Annotated in this window: 15 protein-coding genes; 2 read left to right on the top strand and 13 right to left on the bottom strand. The window is 69.1% G+C overall.

Annotated elements, in window-relative coordinates:
- Window positions 1-33: 33 nt before the first annotated feature.
- The 10 genes from BMY97_RS41770 to BMY97_RS41730 form a co-directional block, all read right to left on the bottom strand.
- Window positions 34-939 carry a type II secretion system F family protein gene (locus BMY97_RS41770; protein WP_091628668.1) on the bottom strand — a complete coding sequence of 302 codons (906 nt, stop codon included), beginning with the start codon at window positions 937-939 and terminating at the stop codon, window positions 34-36.
- A complete protein-coding gene (locus BMY97_RS41765) occupies window positions 936-1,727 on the bottom strand; it encodes a type II secretion system F family protein (protein WP_245787776.1) in 792 nt (263 codons plus the stop codon). The genes BMY97_RS41770 and BMY97_RS41765 overlap by 4 nt, the downstream gene beginning before the upstream one ends.
- 134 nt (window positions 1,728-1,861) lie before the next feature.
- A complete protein-coding gene (locus tag BMY97_RS41760) occupies window positions 1,862-3,370 on the bottom strand; it encodes a TadA family conjugal transfer-associated ATPase (RefSeq protein ID WP_091628664.1) in 1,509 nt (502 codons plus the stop codon).
- Complete coding sequence (locus tag BMY97_RS41755; RefSeq protein ID WP_091628714.1) at window positions 3,367-4,194, bottom strand: CpaE/TadZ family protein; 828 nt, start codon at window positions 4,192-4,194, stop codon at window positions 3,367-3,369. The genes BMY97_RS41760 and BMY97_RS41755 overlap by 4 nt, the downstream gene beginning before the upstream one ends.
- Window positions 4,195-4,237: 43 nt before the next feature.
- Window positions 4,238-4,936, bottom strand: a complete 699-nt coding sequence (locus BMY97_RS41750; protein WP_177231798.1) for an SAF domain-containing protein — start codon at window positions 4,934-4,936, stop codon at window positions 4,238-4,240.
- A 90-nt stretch (window positions 4,937-5,026) separates the two neighbouring features.
- Window positions 5,027-5,521: a hypothetical protein gene (locus BMY97_RS41745; RefSeq protein ID WP_245787775.1), complete on the bottom strand. Its 495-nt coding sequence runs from the start codon at window positions 5,519-5,521 to the stop codon at window positions 5,027-5,029.
- 464 nt (window positions 5,522-5,985) lie between these two features.
- Entirely contained in the window at window positions 5,986-6,546 is a 561-nt protein-coding gene (locus tag BMY97_RS46570; protein WP_143086461.1) for a hypothetical protein, read from the bottom strand.
- 68 nt (window positions 6,547-6,614) lie between these two features.
- Window positions 6,615-6,926, bottom strand: a complete 312-nt coding sequence (locus BMY97_RS48930) for an A24 family peptidase (RefSeq protein ID WP_245787774.1) — start codon at window positions 6,924-6,926, stop codon at window positions 6,615-6,617.
- Between the two features lie 550 nt (window positions 6,927-7,476).
- On the bottom strand, window positions 7,477-8,046 hold the full coding sequence (locus BMY97_RS48925; protein ID WP_245787773.1) for a hypothetical protein: 570 nt from the start codon (window positions 8,044-8,046) through the stop codon (window positions 7,477-7,479).
- A gap of 62 nt (window positions 8,047-8,108) precedes the next feature.
- Entirely contained in the window at window positions 8,109-8,453 is a 345-nt protein-coding gene (locus tag BMY97_RS41730) for a DUF6355 family natural product biosynthesis protein (RefSeq protein ID WP_091628659.1), read from the bottom strand.
- A 360-nt stretch (window positions 8,454-8,813) separates the two neighbouring features.
- Here BMY97_RS41730 and BMY97_RS47555 point away from each other — a divergent pair, with 360 nt between their 5' ends.
- Window positions 8,814-9,197, top strand: a complete 384-nt coding sequence (locus tag BMY97_RS47555; RefSeq protein ID WP_177231797.1) for a winged helix-turn-helix transcriptional regulator — start codon at window positions 8,814-8,816, stop codon at window positions 9,195-9,197.
- A 1-nt stretch (window position 9,198) separates the two neighbouring features.
- Here BMY97_RS47555 and BMY97_RS41720 read toward each other — a convergent pair whose 3' ends face one another.
- Both BMY97_RS41720 and BMY97_RS41715 read right to left on the bottom strand, forming a co-directional pair.
- Window positions 9,199-10,461: a GGDEF domain-containing protein gene (locus BMY97_RS41720; RefSeq protein ID WP_091628656.1), complete on the bottom strand. Its 1,263-nt coding sequence runs from the start codon at window positions 10,459-10,461 to the stop codon at window positions 9,199-9,201.
- Window positions 10,462-10,580: 119 nt separating this feature from the next.
- The gene (locus tag BMY97_RS41715) at window positions 10,581-11,816 is read right to left on the bottom strand and encodes an MFS transporter (protein WP_091628655.1); all 1,236 of its coding nucleotides are present in this window, start codon (window positions 11,814-11,816) and stop codon (window positions 10,581-10,583) included.
- 482 nt (window positions 11,817-12,298) lie between these two features.
- Here BMY97_RS41715 and BMY97_RS41705 point away from each other — a divergent pair, with 482 nt between their 5' ends.
- Window positions 12,299-12,943, top strand: a complete 645-nt coding sequence (locus BMY97_RS41705; protein WP_091628653.1) for an HAD family hydrolase — start codon at window positions 12,299-12,301, stop codon at window positions 12,941-12,943.
- Here the strand turns inward: BMY97_RS41705 and BMY97_RS41700 are convergent.
- Window positions 12,940-14,163, bottom strand: a complete 1,224-nt coding sequence (locus BMY97_RS41700; RefSeq protein ID WP_091628651.1) for a helix-turn-helix domain-containing protein — start codon at window positions 14,161-14,163, stop codon at window positions 12,940-12,942. The two genes, BMY97_RS41705 and BMY97_RS41700, sit on opposite strands and share 4 nt — an antisense overlap.
- Between the last annotated feature and the right edge of the window lie 434 nt (window positions 14,164-14,597).

Genomic DNA, 14,597 nt, shown 5'->3' with positions numbered 1-14,597 from the left:
GACCGGTTGTCCCGTAACGATCTTCTGTCCTGTCTAGCCGCTGCCGGTCATCAGGCGGATCATGGCCGGGTACATGACCATCAGCAGGAACGCGATCAGCAGCAGCGCCACCGGCAGGGCGAGCCGCTGGGAGCGGGCGTTGGCGTCGGTTTTGTCGGCGGCCAGGGCCGCGGCGCGCAGCGCACCGGCTTTCGCGATCAGGGTGGTGTAGATCGCGGCACCATCCGCGGCGGTGGCGAGGATGTCGGCAAGGTCGGCGAGTTCGACCACGCCCATCCGCTTTCCCAGCCGGGACAACGCGTCCCAGGGGGTGTGGCCGGCGCGGATCGCCCGGGAGAGGGTGCGGCTGATCCGGGCGAACACCCAGGAGTCCCCGACTTCCGCGGCCTCGGCCAGGGCTTGGCTGGGGGCGCGGCCGGTGGCGCGTTCCTGCGCCACGAGGTCGAGATAGGCGGCGGTGGCGCGGCGGAACTCCTCCCGCGCCCGGGTGGCGTCCTCGCGCACGGCCAGGACCGGCACCACGGACCCGCCCCCGGCCGCGGCGACCACGGCCAGCGCCACGACCGTGCCCGGGTATCCGAGACCGCCGAACCACGCCAGCCCCGCGACCGCGAGCACGGTGGCGATGGCGCCGGCGGTCCAGGCCAGGCGGCGGGCGAGGTAGCGGTCGGCGGGCAGGTCGAGGACGTCGAGGTCGGCGGCCGGGATGCCCCACCAGCGGTTCGACGACCGCGCAGAGTACCCGGCCAGCCGCTGCATCCGAGCCGCCCAGCGGCCCTGGTCCGGGGCGCCGTCGGCGCGGCGGCGAGTACGGTCGTCCAGCTCCGCGACCGCGGCAGCGACATTGACCGGCGCCGGGCGCAGCACCGCCAGCAGGACGCACACGACCGCCAGCCCGGCCAGCGCACCGAGCAGCACCGCCACCGTCCCGGGACTCATCGCGGCACCCCCGCACCGGAGCCGGGGACCGCGTGCAACGTCGGTTTCGGTGTCGGAGTCCCGGGCGGGGTGCGCGAGGCGGCTCCGAGCAGGCGCGCGGGGCGGTGGATTCGGGTCAAAAGGTGCATCCACCAGCCGGCTACGCCCAGCAGGCCGCCGATCCCGGCCATCACCAGCTGGCCCAGCAGGTCGTTGAAGGGGGTCAGGAACTCGTGGGCGAAGGCCACCAGCCCGGTCAGCAGGACCGCGGTGATGCCGAGGATCGCGCGGACGTCGGTGCGGGGTTTCGCACGGTCGGCTTCGATGTCGCGGCGGGCGACCACCTCGCGTTCCAGGGCGGTGGCGGTGGCGTCGAGGATGTCGACCAGGCCACGGCCACCTGCTCTGGCCCGCAAGATCAGCGCGAGAGCGACTTCGTCGGCGGCCTCGTCGCCCACATCGGCGGCGAACGCGCGCAACGCGGGCTCCAGGCCGCGGGTGCGCAGCCGCACCGCCAAGGCGTCGACTTCGGTGGCCAGCGCCTCGGGGGCGGTGCGGGCCGAGCTGATGATCGCTTGCTCCAGCCCGCCGGCGCCGGAGGCGAGCAGGTCGGCCAGGCGCCGGACCCAGCTCGCGAGCGCGTCCAACCGCGTGATCACCCGCTGCGCGTCGTGACCGCGGGCCAGGACCGGCACGGCCACTACCCCGGCGACGGTCAGGACGGCAGCAACCGGCCAGCCGGTCGCCCACCACACCACCCCGGCCGCCAGCACCGCCACCGCGACGCGCCGCGTCGGAAGCCGCGCCACCCACACCCGCCAGCCTTCTGCCGGGCGCGGTGTGGCTGGCCCGGCCGCAGGCATGACAGACGGGAGGAACGCGAAGACCGCGCAAGCAACGGCCAAGACCGCGGTCACGCCGAGCGCACCCGCCCACACGCCCGTCATCGCCCGACCCCGTCCACGAAACCAGCACCTGAGGTGTCGAGCTGGGTGCGGTCGAACCCGTGACGTTCCAGCCGCTCCAGCAGATCACGGCTCGGCGGGTACGCCGGGACTGCGCGGCCGTCGGCCGGGCGGGGGGCGAAGATCCGGGTGGTGTCCGGGCGGCCGGCGTCGCCGACCGGGCCGACCTCGATCACCTCGGTGACGAACCGCTCCCGCCGCCGCCCCGCGGAGGTGTGGTGGTCGGTGCGGGTGACGTGCACGACGAGGTCGATCGCCGAGGCGGTCCACTGGTGCGCGGCCTCGATCGCCAGCGGCGGGACGGCCAGCTGCCCCAGCGCGGCGATCCGGTCGAACACCGCCGCCCCGCTGGTGGCGTGCAGCGTGCACATCCCGCCCGCCGAGCCGTTCCCGAGGGCGCGGAGCATGGCGGTGACTTCGCCGGCACGGACTTCGCCGACGATCACCCGGCTCGGCGAGTGCCGCAACGTCTGCTTCAGCAGATCGTCCAAGGAGATCTCCCCGATCCCCTCGCTGTTCGCCGGGCGCGCTTCCAGCGGGGTCACCAGTAGCCGGGGTCCGATGTGGAGGCCGAGTTCGTACTCCTCCTCCACGGTGACCACATGCTCGGCCGCCGGGATCTCGCGGCACAACGCGCGCAGCAGGGTGGTCTTCCCTGCGGCCGGGCCGCCGGAGACGATGACGTTGCAGCCCGCGCGCACCGCCGACCGCAAGAACGACGCCAACAGCGGGTCGAGGGTGCCGTTGGTGGTCAGGTCGTCCAGGCCGACGTCGACCAGGCGGTGGCGGCGGATCGCGACCCGGGGCCGATCCGACACCTCCATCACCGCGGCCACCCGGGCACCGAGCGGGCCACCCGCGCCGATCCGCAGGTTCCCCAACGGGCGCCCTGCGTTGAACTCGCGGCTCGTCTGGCCTTGGCGGGCGAACATCGCCGCGAGCATCTCCACCAACTCGGCGTCAGTGTCGGCGACCGGATGCGGCCACTGCTCGACCGACCCGTCCGACAGCTCCAGCAGCACCCGGTCACAGCCGTGCACGTGGATGTTCTCCACGTCGTCGCGGTCCAGCAGCTCCTCCAGCGCGCCCAGCCCGGACAACGCCGCCACCACCGCCCGGATCACCCGGCGCTCCTGCTCGACCGGCAGCGGCGCCTGCCCCGCGGCGGCGCGGCGCTGCACCCAGGCCGCGACTGCTTCCGCCACGTAGGCCCGCATCCGCGCCTGCTGCTCCTGCACCGACAGCGGAACGTCCACATGCGACTCCCCAGCGGCGACCCGTTCCAGCCGGGCTGCGACCGACTCCCGGATCGCCCGAACCACCTCCGGATCGAGCCGCCCGTCCGGCGCGTCGTTCCGCGGCGCGGCGGGTACGTGCGGGACCGCGGTGGCTCCCAGCGTGCGGCCGTGGCGCTGCGGCAGGGTGGCCGGAAGCTCGTAGCCCGCGGGACCATGCGCCGGGTGGTATCCGTTGTGCGGCACCGTCATCGCACGCCTCCCATGAGCATCTGGGCCGACGTCGGCGGAGCCGGTGCGCGCAGTTCGGCCGGCGTGTACCGGTGATAGGTGCCATGCAGGCGCCGCGCCGCGCGACGCACACCCCGCAGCAACGGCGACCGCGACGGCACCACGCCTCCATCGACGCCGTCGGAGAACACCGCCGCCGCCCGGACGTCCGCAGGAACCTCGACCGCGACCTCCCGGCCGAGCGCCGCGCGGACTTCCCGTGTGCCCGCCGGCGTCGTCGCGCATACCGCCAGGCCCAGCCGCTGCGGCGCGATCCGTTTGGCCAGATCGGCTAGCAGCGGGCGCGCGGCCAGCACGTGCCGCTGGGTCGGCCGGACCGCGACCAGCACCACATCCGCCGCCAGCAGCAACGACCACGGCGTCGCCGAGCTGTAACGGCCGAGGTCGACCAGAGCGTCCGCCGGCTGACCGGCTGCGGTCCGGAACGCGGCCAGCGCCGAGGTCAGGCGCGTCCAGCCCGCGGTACTGACCGCGGCCTCCTGGCCTGGCGCAGTCAACCCGGCCAGCAGAGCGACGTGCCGCGCAGGAGGCCCCGGCTGCACGTGCTCGATCAGCGTCACCGGATCCCCCGCTGTCGCGTGCCGGGTCGCCGTGGCGTGGGACAGCACGCCGCGGTCGATGCGGATCGTGCCGTCCACCACCCACTGACCCAGCCAACCCGGCGCCAGATCGCCCCCGGCCGGGTCGCAATCCGCCAGCAGCACCGGCGCCGGCCAGCACACCGCCAGCGCGGCCAGCGTCGTAGTCGCGCCCGGCGCTCCCTTACCTGAGATGATCGTGATCATCGCCACCACCTCCACCGCCCTTCCCGACAGCAGTTGTCCCGGCTCATGCGCCCGGTCCGAGCTGGACCAGGACGACCTGGCCCGCGGCGGCGCTGGTCGCCGCCAGGGCGGCGTCCGCGCCGACCACGACATCGACCGTGACCACCCCGCTCGGATCCGGCAGGCCCACGCCCAGCACCCGCGCCCGGAACGGCTCCGCTGCGTTCGCCGGGGCCGAGCCCGCGTCGGTCCCCGTACCGCTCGCGACCGGGCTGACCTGCACCACATCCCCCGCAGCCAGACCGCGTGCCGGCAGGTGGCCCGGTTTCACCGGGAGCCCGACCAGCCGCTCACCCGGACCCGGGACCGGCTGCGCGGACAGCTGACCCGGCGCCAGCACGCTGCCCGCAGGCAGCGTCGAGCGCGCCACCCGGCCGACAACCCCGGCCCGCTCGCTCGCGGAGATGGAAGCGAGCGGCTGGTCCGGGACGGCCTTCGCCACCCCGAGATCACCCTCACCGAGCTGCTGGCCCCAGCTCACGGTCCGAGTCAGCACCAGGACTTCGACCCGGGCGTCCTGCCCCGCGATCAGCGCGTAGTTGCCGACGGCGACCACCGCGGCCAGCACCACCGCGACACTCAGCAGCCACCACCGCCGCCGCCGTGGCACCCGCGGACCATCACCATCCTCCGGCCGCCCGGCGGCGGCCGTGCCGCTGCCGCGTTGTTGCGGCGGCCGGGAAAAAGACAAAGCAGTATCCACGGGGGAACTCCCTCCCCATTCAAGAAATACGGTTTTGAGGTCTAAAGAATGCGATAAACTTCTATCTCACAGAATTCGGTGGTGCTGTTCTTAGTTCGCGCGCAGGGCCTGGACTTCGGCGACGGCGAACGTGGCTCTCGCCCGGGACAGCATCTGCGGGAAATCGCCACCCACTGGGGCGTTACCGTCCGAGCCGACCCAGCTCACCGACCACTGGATCGCCCACCCGGCGCCGGTCTCATCGTTCAGCTGCCCCACCGAGCTGCGGGTGTAGACGAACCCGCAATCCGGACTGGCCGCATGCAACCCGTACGACCGCTCATACGGCGTGCCCGGCCCGGAACACGTCATCGAGCCGCCGGTGCCCGAGGCGAACGTCATGCCCACCGGCGTCGCGGTCACCTCCGCCCACACCGGACCGACCTGAACCCGCTGCACAGCCGGATGCCACACACCACGATCAGTCCAGATCCAGGTGTTCTCCCCGACGATCGTCGCGTCCCGCCCATCCGGCAGACGCACATCCGGCGAATGCCGCGGAACCGGCAACGGCAACCGCAACTGCTCGAACGCCTGCGCCGCCAACTCCGCCGGACTCGGCAACGGCGGAGCTGCGGGCGCACCTGCCGGAGGTGGCGCGTTGGTGGCCGGCAGTGGTGGCAGGCAACGCATTCCGAACGCACTGCCACCCGGGCGACCGGCACCAGGAACGCCACCAGCACCGAACCCTCCGACGAAACACCCCGGCGGAATCCCACTCGGCGGATCGGTCGCTCCGCCAGAACCGGCCCGCCGACCGGAACCGACCGGCGTCGATCCTGGATCACCCGGCCGGACAGGAGCCTGGCCCCGCTGGTCCAACGCGCGCATGTCGATACGTGGTGGGGCGATCAGGCCCGATAGGTCACCCGGCACGACGATGACCTGACCATCATCATTGTTCGGCGGCTCTTGATCGGCCTGCGCCAATGACGAGAAGTCCGCCACGGAAACTCCGACCAGGCAGAGGCCACCGGTTAGGGCAGCTCGTAGGTTACGTCGGCGGTTCATCAGCAAGTCCCGCCGGGGAACCTGACCTGAGCGACCCGCCATTGGCCATCTGCGCCATCGCGCTTGAGGTCCGCATTCACCGGGTTCCGCGGTACACCAACAGTCTTGTGGCCACCGGTCTTGGCGTCCGCTTGGCCTGCCTGCGAACCGTCCTGGCAGTCGATTACTTTCGCTGAGGATCCGGTAATCTGAACCGACACAATGCGGGCAGCAACGTCGCCGTAGACCTTGATATCAGCCTGTTTCTGATACTGCATCGCGTTTAGCGTGGCGGTGAGCTGCGGATCGACGGCTACCGCTGCCAACATGTCGTGCCAGGTGTCTTCCGGCTTATCGCTGGCGTGGAAAGTACTGAACCAGAAAGCGGTATAGGCAGTTTCCACTGCCTGTCGCTGCTCTTGCCCAGATGAATTCGGCGCCGAGGGAACCTGAGATGGAACCGACCGGCTTGGTGGAGACCCCGGCACCGGATCGACGCCACCGCAGCCCGCCAGCAGCAGAGCCACAGCGCCAGCTAGAGCGGCGCTCAGCGACGAACGATGAGCGTTGAACTTGTTCACAGGATTCCTCCCATTGCGTCCGATACCGATACCGAGCCAGTTGCACCTCGGAAACCGGCCACCTTCACCTATGTAACCAGGATGCTCATCAACGCCCCGACGAGCAGTGACGGCCCGGCTGGAAACCGTGAATTCATGCTCTTGAACGACACCGCTACGGCAAGCGCGACCACACCGGTGAGTCCGCAAGCGATCAGCAACCCCCGTAGTAAGCCATCCCAGCCAAACCAGCCCAGGTACAACGCGAGCGCCGAATACAAAGCGGTGTCGCCGCCACCGGTATGCCCTGAAGCTAACATCTGGACGAGGGCCGCCAGCGCGAACACAGCCGCTGCTGCCGTGCATGCGAAGCCAAATTGCGTCCAGACCTCGTCGATCAACGCGGCGCCCAGGAAGGCTACGACACCTCCACTCGCAAACACGCCTAGGAGACGAAACGGCAGTCTCCGGTAACACACGTCCGTCAGCACAAGACTGCAACCCAGCGCACACGCCCAACACCACGCCAACCAGACCGGCGTCGTCCCCAGCTGAGCCCACCCGGCCCACCACAGCGACGCTGTCATCGCCGACATCGCCGCCGCTACAACGAAACGCGCCCGCGCCGTGGTCACCAACGAGGTGCCGACTGCCCATTCCGCCATCCTGAGCGACACTGGTCCCGCTGCAACGCAGCCCACTCCGACCGCGCACACGAAGATCAAGCACACTGGTCCCCCCGAATGAACATGATGGCGCGAACGGCGAGCCGTGAACAGCGCCCCGAACCCCGACTCCGACGGAACGGTCCGCAATCCTCGGCACGAGCTACTGCCGCCTGCAAATCGACATTGGGTGGCGGGCACCTCGTATTCGCCACCATTCCGTCAGCTCGGACTCGTCCGGGCGTGATGGTCACGGCGAGACGATCGACAACGCTGCTTCGGTGGTTCAGCATGTTTGCTCCCAGCATAGCCGGATGATCTGCACGAGCCACCGGTACGGCGCGGGATACCGCACGACCTCGGCCTCGAGCAGATAGCGGTGGGGCTGGGCCGGATTGTCCAGGTTCTTGCCGGCTTCGCCCAACCGTTCGCTGACCAGATGATTGGCGGATGCGTCGAGGTAGTCGACGATCACGACGCGGGCCGGCTCAGCAGTCGCGACGGACTGTACCTTCGGCGAGCGGCGGTACCCCCCTGTCGAGTGCGCTGGGATCGACGCGAGCTTCGCGAGCTCGTCGACGAAGGTCGTCAACGCCGGATCCGCCATCAGATGCGCGAACGAAGTCCGCCAGTCCTGGGAACCCGGGGACGCTTCGGCCTCCTCGCTCAGCTGCCAGTACTGCCGGTACACCTGCAGCGCGTTCTCGGCGATGGTCTGCTCTGGCGCCGGAATCCACGAGGACGAAACAACGCTCGGGCTCGGCGGAGCAGCGGACGGCACCGGGGTGTTCGAGCAGCCGGCGAGGGCCGCGGCGGTGATCATCAGCCCGACGACCGGGCGCCTGATGCGATTCATCAGAGTCTCCACGGGTCGGCGGTGTGGCGAGCCAACGCGGGCCCGCCACACCGCAGGAGGGATCAGGCGGGGCCGTCGTACCCGGGCTGGCAGCCCACGTATCCGTTCCACCAGGCGTCCCTGATGCGCCACCGGATGACGGGTTGGAGATCCGTCACGCCGGGGCCGACGCAATAGTGGTAGATGGACCCCCAGAGGTCCTGGACGTCGAGCATCACCGTTGAGCCGGTCCCGCCGTCGCAGTGCCGGTACGTGCCGTCGCCGAGGTAGCCGCACGGCTCCGCGGGCGACGCAGGTTTGGCCGGCTGCTCACCGGCGGCTGATGCCTCACCTGCGACTGCGCCTCCGAGCGCCAGTGTCGCGAAACCCACGATTGCCGAGCGGCGGACCGCTCCGATTTTGGACATGGTTCCTCCCCAAAAGGAATTGAAATTGCTTCATGAATTGCTGATGGACGAGTGCTCGGCGATCAGAGGATCGCGAATCCGAGGTCGATCACGGTGCCTCCGCTCCAGGGGTGAGACGGCCGGTCCTTCTCGCTCTCGCTGCGTTTGGGACCGGCCGCCTCTACTTCCGTTCCGGCGCCGGATGGCCGGGACGTCCCCTGGTCTAGCTGGGCAAGTCCGACTGAGTGCAACGTAAGTAGCCGCGTGAGCCTAGACTCACGCGACGGTTCTTCACCCGTCTGGCCGAATGTGTCGCCGCGATGTAACGGGTTCGCCCGTTGCGGGGACCGGCGAGAAGTTGATCGTGGTAAGCACGCTGATGTGAATGACTGGGACGTGCCCTACCGGCAGAGCGTGCACGAAGCGCTGGCGGTGCTCAGCGGCCAATGGACCGTCGCAGTTCTCGCGACCCTCGCCCTCGGTGAACGGCAGTTCTCCGACTTGCTCTCCGAGGTCAATATTGGCGAGGAACGGGTCGGCTGGCTCTCGCACCCGAAGCCGCTGACCGCGCGCGTGCTGACCGACACCCTGCGTCGGCTCCAGGGCCATGGTCTCGTCGAGCGCCGAGCTGAGGGCACCCAGTTCAGCGCGGTCCACTACCAGCTCTCCGCGGAGGGACGGACGCTGCTGAGCGCGTTGCGGCCACTCGCCAGTTGGGCACAGCAACACCGGGAACCGGCGCCTGCCTGCCCGCAAGGGAACTGAGCTACCGCACCTCGACCACGCGGACCTGGTTGCGGCCGGCGTCCTTGGCGGCGAACAACGCATTGTCCACCGCAGTCATGAGCTCCTGCAGCGTCCGGCCGGCAGCCGGAAACGAGGCGGCGCCGATCGAGACGGTGATCTGGAAGACGTCCGCGGTCTCATCAGCCTGGATCCGGGTGTCGTAGACGCGCTGCCGGATGCGGTTCGCGACGTCGAGGATCGTGTCCGCGGAAGTGCCGGGCAGCAGGATGACGAACTCCTCACCGCCGACCCGCCCGCACAGGTCGTTGCTCCGTACCTCGCTCCTCAGCGCGTCGCCGATCCGGCGCAGCGCCTGGTCGCCGACGAAGTGGCCGTGCAAGTTGTTGACCTGACGGAAGTGATCGATGTCGAGGATAAGCAGCCCGACGTCCGTCTCGTGCTCGCGGGCGCGATCCAGCTCGGCCTCGGCGATCGCGTTCCAGCTCGCCGCGTTGAGCAAGCCGGTCTTCGAGTCGATCGTCGCCGCCTGCTCGAACTGCCGGATCAGCACGCTCCGATGCAACGCGTAGAGCGGCACGAACACGATCACTACCAGCCAGGGCAACCGAGCCAGCAGCAACGCCGCCAGCGTACCCATGCACAACGTCGCCAGCTCGAGGATGTTCTCGTTCAACGGGCCGAGCAGGGTCTTCGCCGACACCCGTTGCTTGATCAGCGCGATCGCGGTAGCGACCAGCGCAGAGTTGACGGTGAAGTAGACCGCGATCACGAACATCAGGCCGAACGCCGCCACCGCACCACGGTCCGCACGCGGAGGAAAGAGATCCAGGTAGCGGGCGGTCCACGAGGCGACCAAGCAGGAAAGCACCACGTTGCAGTTGCTGAAGACGACCTTGTACGCGTAGATCCCGGACACTCCGCGCCAGCTTCGCAGCCACAAGTGCAGGTACAGCACGACGGCCACGAGCGCGGCCAGCGCGGGAGGCAGCAGCAAAGCCCCGGCCAACGTCCACACCGACGAGAAATTCACGTGCGGCGTATCGGAGAACCGCCTCCGGCGGCGCTCCACCTGGCGTGTCATCTCCGCGGCAGCCATCCCCAGCCCGACGAGCCCAAGGCACTCGACGAGGTCTCCGGGCGACATGGGTACGACCACCGACCAGGCTGCCGCTGCGAAGGCCACCAGATCGATGACCAGCAAGAACACGATCGCCGGCCGCGGCGACGACCAGATCGCCCAGCTCGTCCAGCCACGCCTTCGGAGGTCGCTCAGAAGGGGCATACTGAACTCACTTCCGTTCCCAAGGAGGTCCCGAGCTCCGGCCGTGCACCGGAGCTGCCGGTTCCTCCTGCCGCAGGATGTCCTGGGAGGGGGCCGTTATGCGTAACAAGGATCTGTGATCACGCCATGCCGACCGGCGCGGGCTCGTCCGCGGCAGTTCTCGCCTGCCGCGGACGAGCCGCCCGCCACACCACACCCGCGCCGACCGCCGACGCGATAGCCAGGCCTCCAGACAACGCCACGGTCGAGACAGGATTGATGCGGTCCGCCACCACGCCTGCTCCGGCGATCGCCACGCCCTGCGAGGTCTGCAGGTAGGTGCTCAGCCGTCCCATCACGCCGCCGAGCCGTTCCTTCGGAATCACTTCCGCGGCGACGGCCTGCATGCGGATCAAGTAGACGGTCGAGAACATCCCGCAGATCGCCCAGAGCACCGCGGCCACCCACGCATTCGCGTAGACCGCGCACAGCGCCAGCGGGACGCCAGCGAGTACCGCCGGCCCGACGACTGCACGCAGGGACGGCACCTCGGTGCTGCTGCGCGCGCCGGCCCACAAGCCGCCGAGCACACTGCCGACCGGGTCCGCGGCCATCAGCAAGCCGACGCCGAATGCCCCTATCCCCACGGTGCTCGCGAACGGCGCCGCCAGTCCTTCCGGCACCACCAGCAGCCCCGTCAACGATGCCAAAACGAAGATCGCGGCGAGGCGTCCGTCCGCTCGGACACCGCCTGCGCCGCCGGGTTTCGCCCGCTCTGATCGAGCAGGCGGACGCGCGCTGACCCACCGCCGAACGATGATGGCGCTGATCAGGAAGGTCGCGCCGTTCAGCAGGAGCGAGGTCCCAGCGCCCCACAAGGTCACCAGGGCTCCGCCAAGTCCGAACCCTGCGACCTGGGCGATCTGCGAGCTGACCTGCCGCAGACCGAGCCCGGCCTGATAAGCGTCTCGCGGAAGAACGTCCCGCAGGAGCGCCAGCTGACCAGCTTTGAACGGCGCCGCGGCCATCGTCAGCACCGCGATCAACGACCAGAGCACCCACAGCGGCAACCCGGGGACCGCCATCGCAGCAGCGAGAACGGCCCGCACCAGGTCGGTCACCACGATCACCGTCCGCCGCGGGAACCGGTCCGCCAGGCCGGACAGCAGGAACCCGCCGGCCAACGCGAACAAGAACGTCAGCGCGTACGTCAACGCGGTCAACGCCGCCGAGTTCGTCCTGGCGTAAACGAGAAGCGCGAGCGCGACCCGCGCCACCTGATCTCCGAAGACGGACAACGCCTCGGCCGACCAAAGCGCGCGATACTCTCTGACCCGCAACGCCACCGCGAAAGGCGCGCGCTTGGTGTCGTTCATCCGGCCTCCCCGCCGTCCGACCAACCCAGCAACAACAGCTAAATTCCATGCCTGGTGATCAACAACGGTATGCCCGAAATGCGCTCGGCCGGATACAAACAGCGACCGTTCACCTGAACGTAGGAGTCGAAATACCCTGAGTAATCATTCGGATTCGCACCCGCCAGAGTCGGGATAGCCGTCGGGGCAGCCCACAACTCGCTCATCGGTCACGTGCAGCTCGAAGCGTGCCGGGTCTTAGCCACCGGCCGCCCAAGCTGCATCACTACTCCCGAGCCGCCACCCACGACCCGTGGCCCGCTCCCGCAGCAACCAGCCCACGCTCACCTCCCAGCTCAAGACAGGACATCTCATAGCCGAGTCGCATGATAGAATACTTGTTCGAATCAGTGCCGATCCCCTGTCCCTCGATGACGCCGCCGCCCGAGGCGCACTGGGGGCAGCCGGTGGCGCGCCAGCCGCTCCTGCCGTAGGAGTGGGACATGGTCACTGCGGTGGTGTTCGACGTCGGCGAGACACTGCTGGACGACTCGCGCGAGTGGGGCGCGTGGGCGGACTGGATCGGCGTGCCCCGCCACACGCTCTCGACGGTTCTGGGCGCGGTCACGGTAGCCGGGCGCGACAACGCCGAGACGTTCCAGTACTTCCGCCCCGGCTTCGACGTCGCCCGCGAGCGCCAGCTGCGCGAGAAGGCCGGTAAGGGTGAACGAATCGAGGAGACCGACCTCTACCCGGACGTCCGCCGCGCGCTCGGTCGGCTAAGGACGCAAGGCCTCTGGGTGGGAGTGGCCGGCAACCAGACGTCTCGCGCCGGCGAATTGCTGCGGACGTTGAACCTGCCCGTAGACGGCATCGCCACTTCCGGCGAGTGGGGTGTGGCCAAGCCGTCGCGGGCGTTCTTCTCCCAGGTCGAGAACATGGTCCCCGGCTCGGCTGCGGACATCGTCTACGTCGGCGACCATCGGGACAACGACGTGGTCGCTGCGAAGGCAGCGGGATTCCGCACCGCGTTGATCCGCCGAGGCCCGTGGGGTCACCTTTGGGCCGACGACCCACTTGTGCGCCGTGACGCCGACTGGGTCATCGACTCCCTTGACGAGCTGGCCGGCCTTCTCGGCGCTCGCTAGCGCAGTACGCCGAACGCTGATGTCCGCGGGCCGATCCACTCCGCCAGCTCCAGCAGGTCGGCTCCGGGGTTCCTGGCCTCGTCGAGCAAGGCCGTGAGAGTCGTCCTGACCTGTGGATGGCCGCGGGTGTGCTCCGGCGCCGCGACTCGTGCAGCACGTAGGCTACGGCTGGAGTCGCCGTGCCGGCCGAGGTGAAGCTGAGCCCGGGCCAGGTCGATGTAGTAGTGCGAGCGGCGTTCCGCCGGAAGGGAACCGGGCGGCGCCCAGGCCGCCGCGCGCCGAATTCCCGCGACATCGTGCAACTCCGCGGCGACGGCCAGCTCGTGGATGCGCAGCGACGCCGTACCGAACGCAGTGCCCTGGTAGACGCCTTCCTCGACCATGGCAGCTCGATAGCGGGCATGCGCCAAATGCTCGGCGGCCCGATCATGCTTTCCCGATCGACCAGCCACGACGGCGGCGCGCATGTGGAGCGCACCGAGTGCTGCGTCCCCACCGGTCGTCGGCAGATTTCGGGCTCCGTCGATAGCGAGTTCGAGCGCGCGAGCTGCCGCGTCGAGGTCACGACTGGCGAAGAAGGTCTCGGTACGCACGTACGCCACAGCCGCCAGCATAAGCCGGTCCTCCGCCTGCTCAGCCTTCGTACGCATCAGATCGATCAGGCGAGCCGAGAGGTCGAGGTAGCCGAACTTGAAGGCCACCCCGTCAGCTGCGCGCAAGAGCAGCGTCATCAACCCCGCGGCGCCCCGCCGCGCGTCGGCATCGTTCGCCAAGCAGGCGCGGGCGACTTCATGGATGAGGTCGGGCAACTTCTCGGCGAGATCCGCGTAACGCGCCTGCAACCGGTCGTCACTAGCGACGGCAACGTCGACATGTAGCGCGGCCACCGGCCTAGTCGGTCCGTCATCTGGGAGGTCAAGGCGGTCGAAAGCACGGCGCAACCCGGGTATCGACGCGCGCACCGCTTGGGCCTCGACACCAAGACCACGTTCGTGCCCCCCAGCTTCCTTGGTCTCGCCACCGAGAAGGGCGTCGAGTTCATGGAGCGTGACATCCAGAACCTGAGCAAGTCGCCTCCGATTGTTCGGATAAGGGCTGCTGACTCCGCTCTCCCATTTCTGGTACGTCGTGAAATTGACTCCGGCCGCCTGCGCCGCGTTTCGCTGGGACAGCCCCCGGAGCTCGCGGCGTCGCGCCAGCGCTTCCCTCGGCTGGTCCATCACGCACCCCCTCAACAGGGACCATCATCGCAGCTCAAGCGCTTCTGCGCCACTATCCAGGGGCAGGCGTCGCCTCGTGCAGTCACAACGCAGTCAAGAAGCAGTCAGGACGCCGTTGATCTCGCTGCTCGCTGCTTGTTGACTTGAATAACACCCCAGCGATGCGCCACTGCCGAAAGGAGGCAGGCATGGAGGTCACACAGTTTACTGAGACGTTTCCTACTGCCCAGAAGGCCGATACTGGGGCAGGGAGCCTCGGAGTCGGTTATTCACTACCGCAGCGGCACGCCGCCATAGGCCCGACTCGTCCGGTTCCGGGCGCACCGGAAAAGGAGTTGTTGAGTCGAGTCCTTAAAGGACTCCACGAGCCCCCCGGACGGCCGCCACAAGCCCGTACGCCAGCGTTGAGAGGCGGAAGGAAGATGGATCTCGCC

The sequence above is a fragment of the Amycolatopsis saalfeldensis genome (assembly GCF_900110575.1).
GTDB lineage: Bacteria > Actinomycetota > Actinomycetes > Mycobacteriales > Pseudonocardiaceae > Amycolatopsis > Amycolatopsis saalfeldensis.
Note: the sequence above shows the minus strand (reverse complement) of the source record. Positions and strands in the feature narration are given on the sequence as shown.

Excerpts from the sequence above, each read along its gene's own strand:
- BMY97_RS41755 (WP_091628714.1), bottom strand. The coding sequence starts at position 4,194 with ATGATCACGATCATCTCAGGTAAGGGAGCGCCGGGCGCGACTACGACG.
- BMY97_RS41730 (WP_091628659.1), bottom strand. The coding sequence starts at position 8,453 with ATGTCCAAAATCGGAGCGGTCCGCCGCTCGGCAATCGTGGGTTTCGCG.
- BMY97_RS41705 (WP_091628653.1), top strand. The coding sequence starts at position 12,299 with ATGGTCACTGCGGTGGTGTTCGACGTCGGCGAGACACTGCTGGACGAC.
- BMY97_RS41770 (WP_091628668.1), bottom strand. The coding sequence starts at position 939 with ATGAGTCCCGGGACGGTGGCGGTGCTGCTCGGTGCGCTGGCCGGGCTG.
- BMY97_RS41720 (WP_091628656.1), bottom strand. The coding sequence starts at position 10,461 with ATGCCCCTTCTGAGCGACCTCCGAAGGCGTGGCTGGACGAGCTGGGCG.
- BMY97_RS41760 (WP_091628664.1), bottom strand. The coding sequence starts at position 3,370 with ATGACGGTGCCGCACAACGGATACCACCCGGCGCATGGTCCCGCGGGC.
- BMY97_RS41715 (WP_091628655.1), bottom strand. The coding sequence starts at position 11,816 with ATGAACGACACCAAGCGCGCGCCTTTCGCGGTGGCGTTGCGGGTCAGA.
- BMY97_RS48925 (WP_245787773.1), bottom strand. The coding sequence starts at position 8,046 with ATGAATCGCATCAGGCGCCCGGTCGTCGGGCTGATGATCACCGCCGCG.
- BMY97_RS41700 (WP_091628651.1), bottom strand. The coding sequence starts at position 14,163 with ATGGACCAGCCGAGGGAAGCGCTGGCGCGACGCCGCGAGCTCCGGGGG.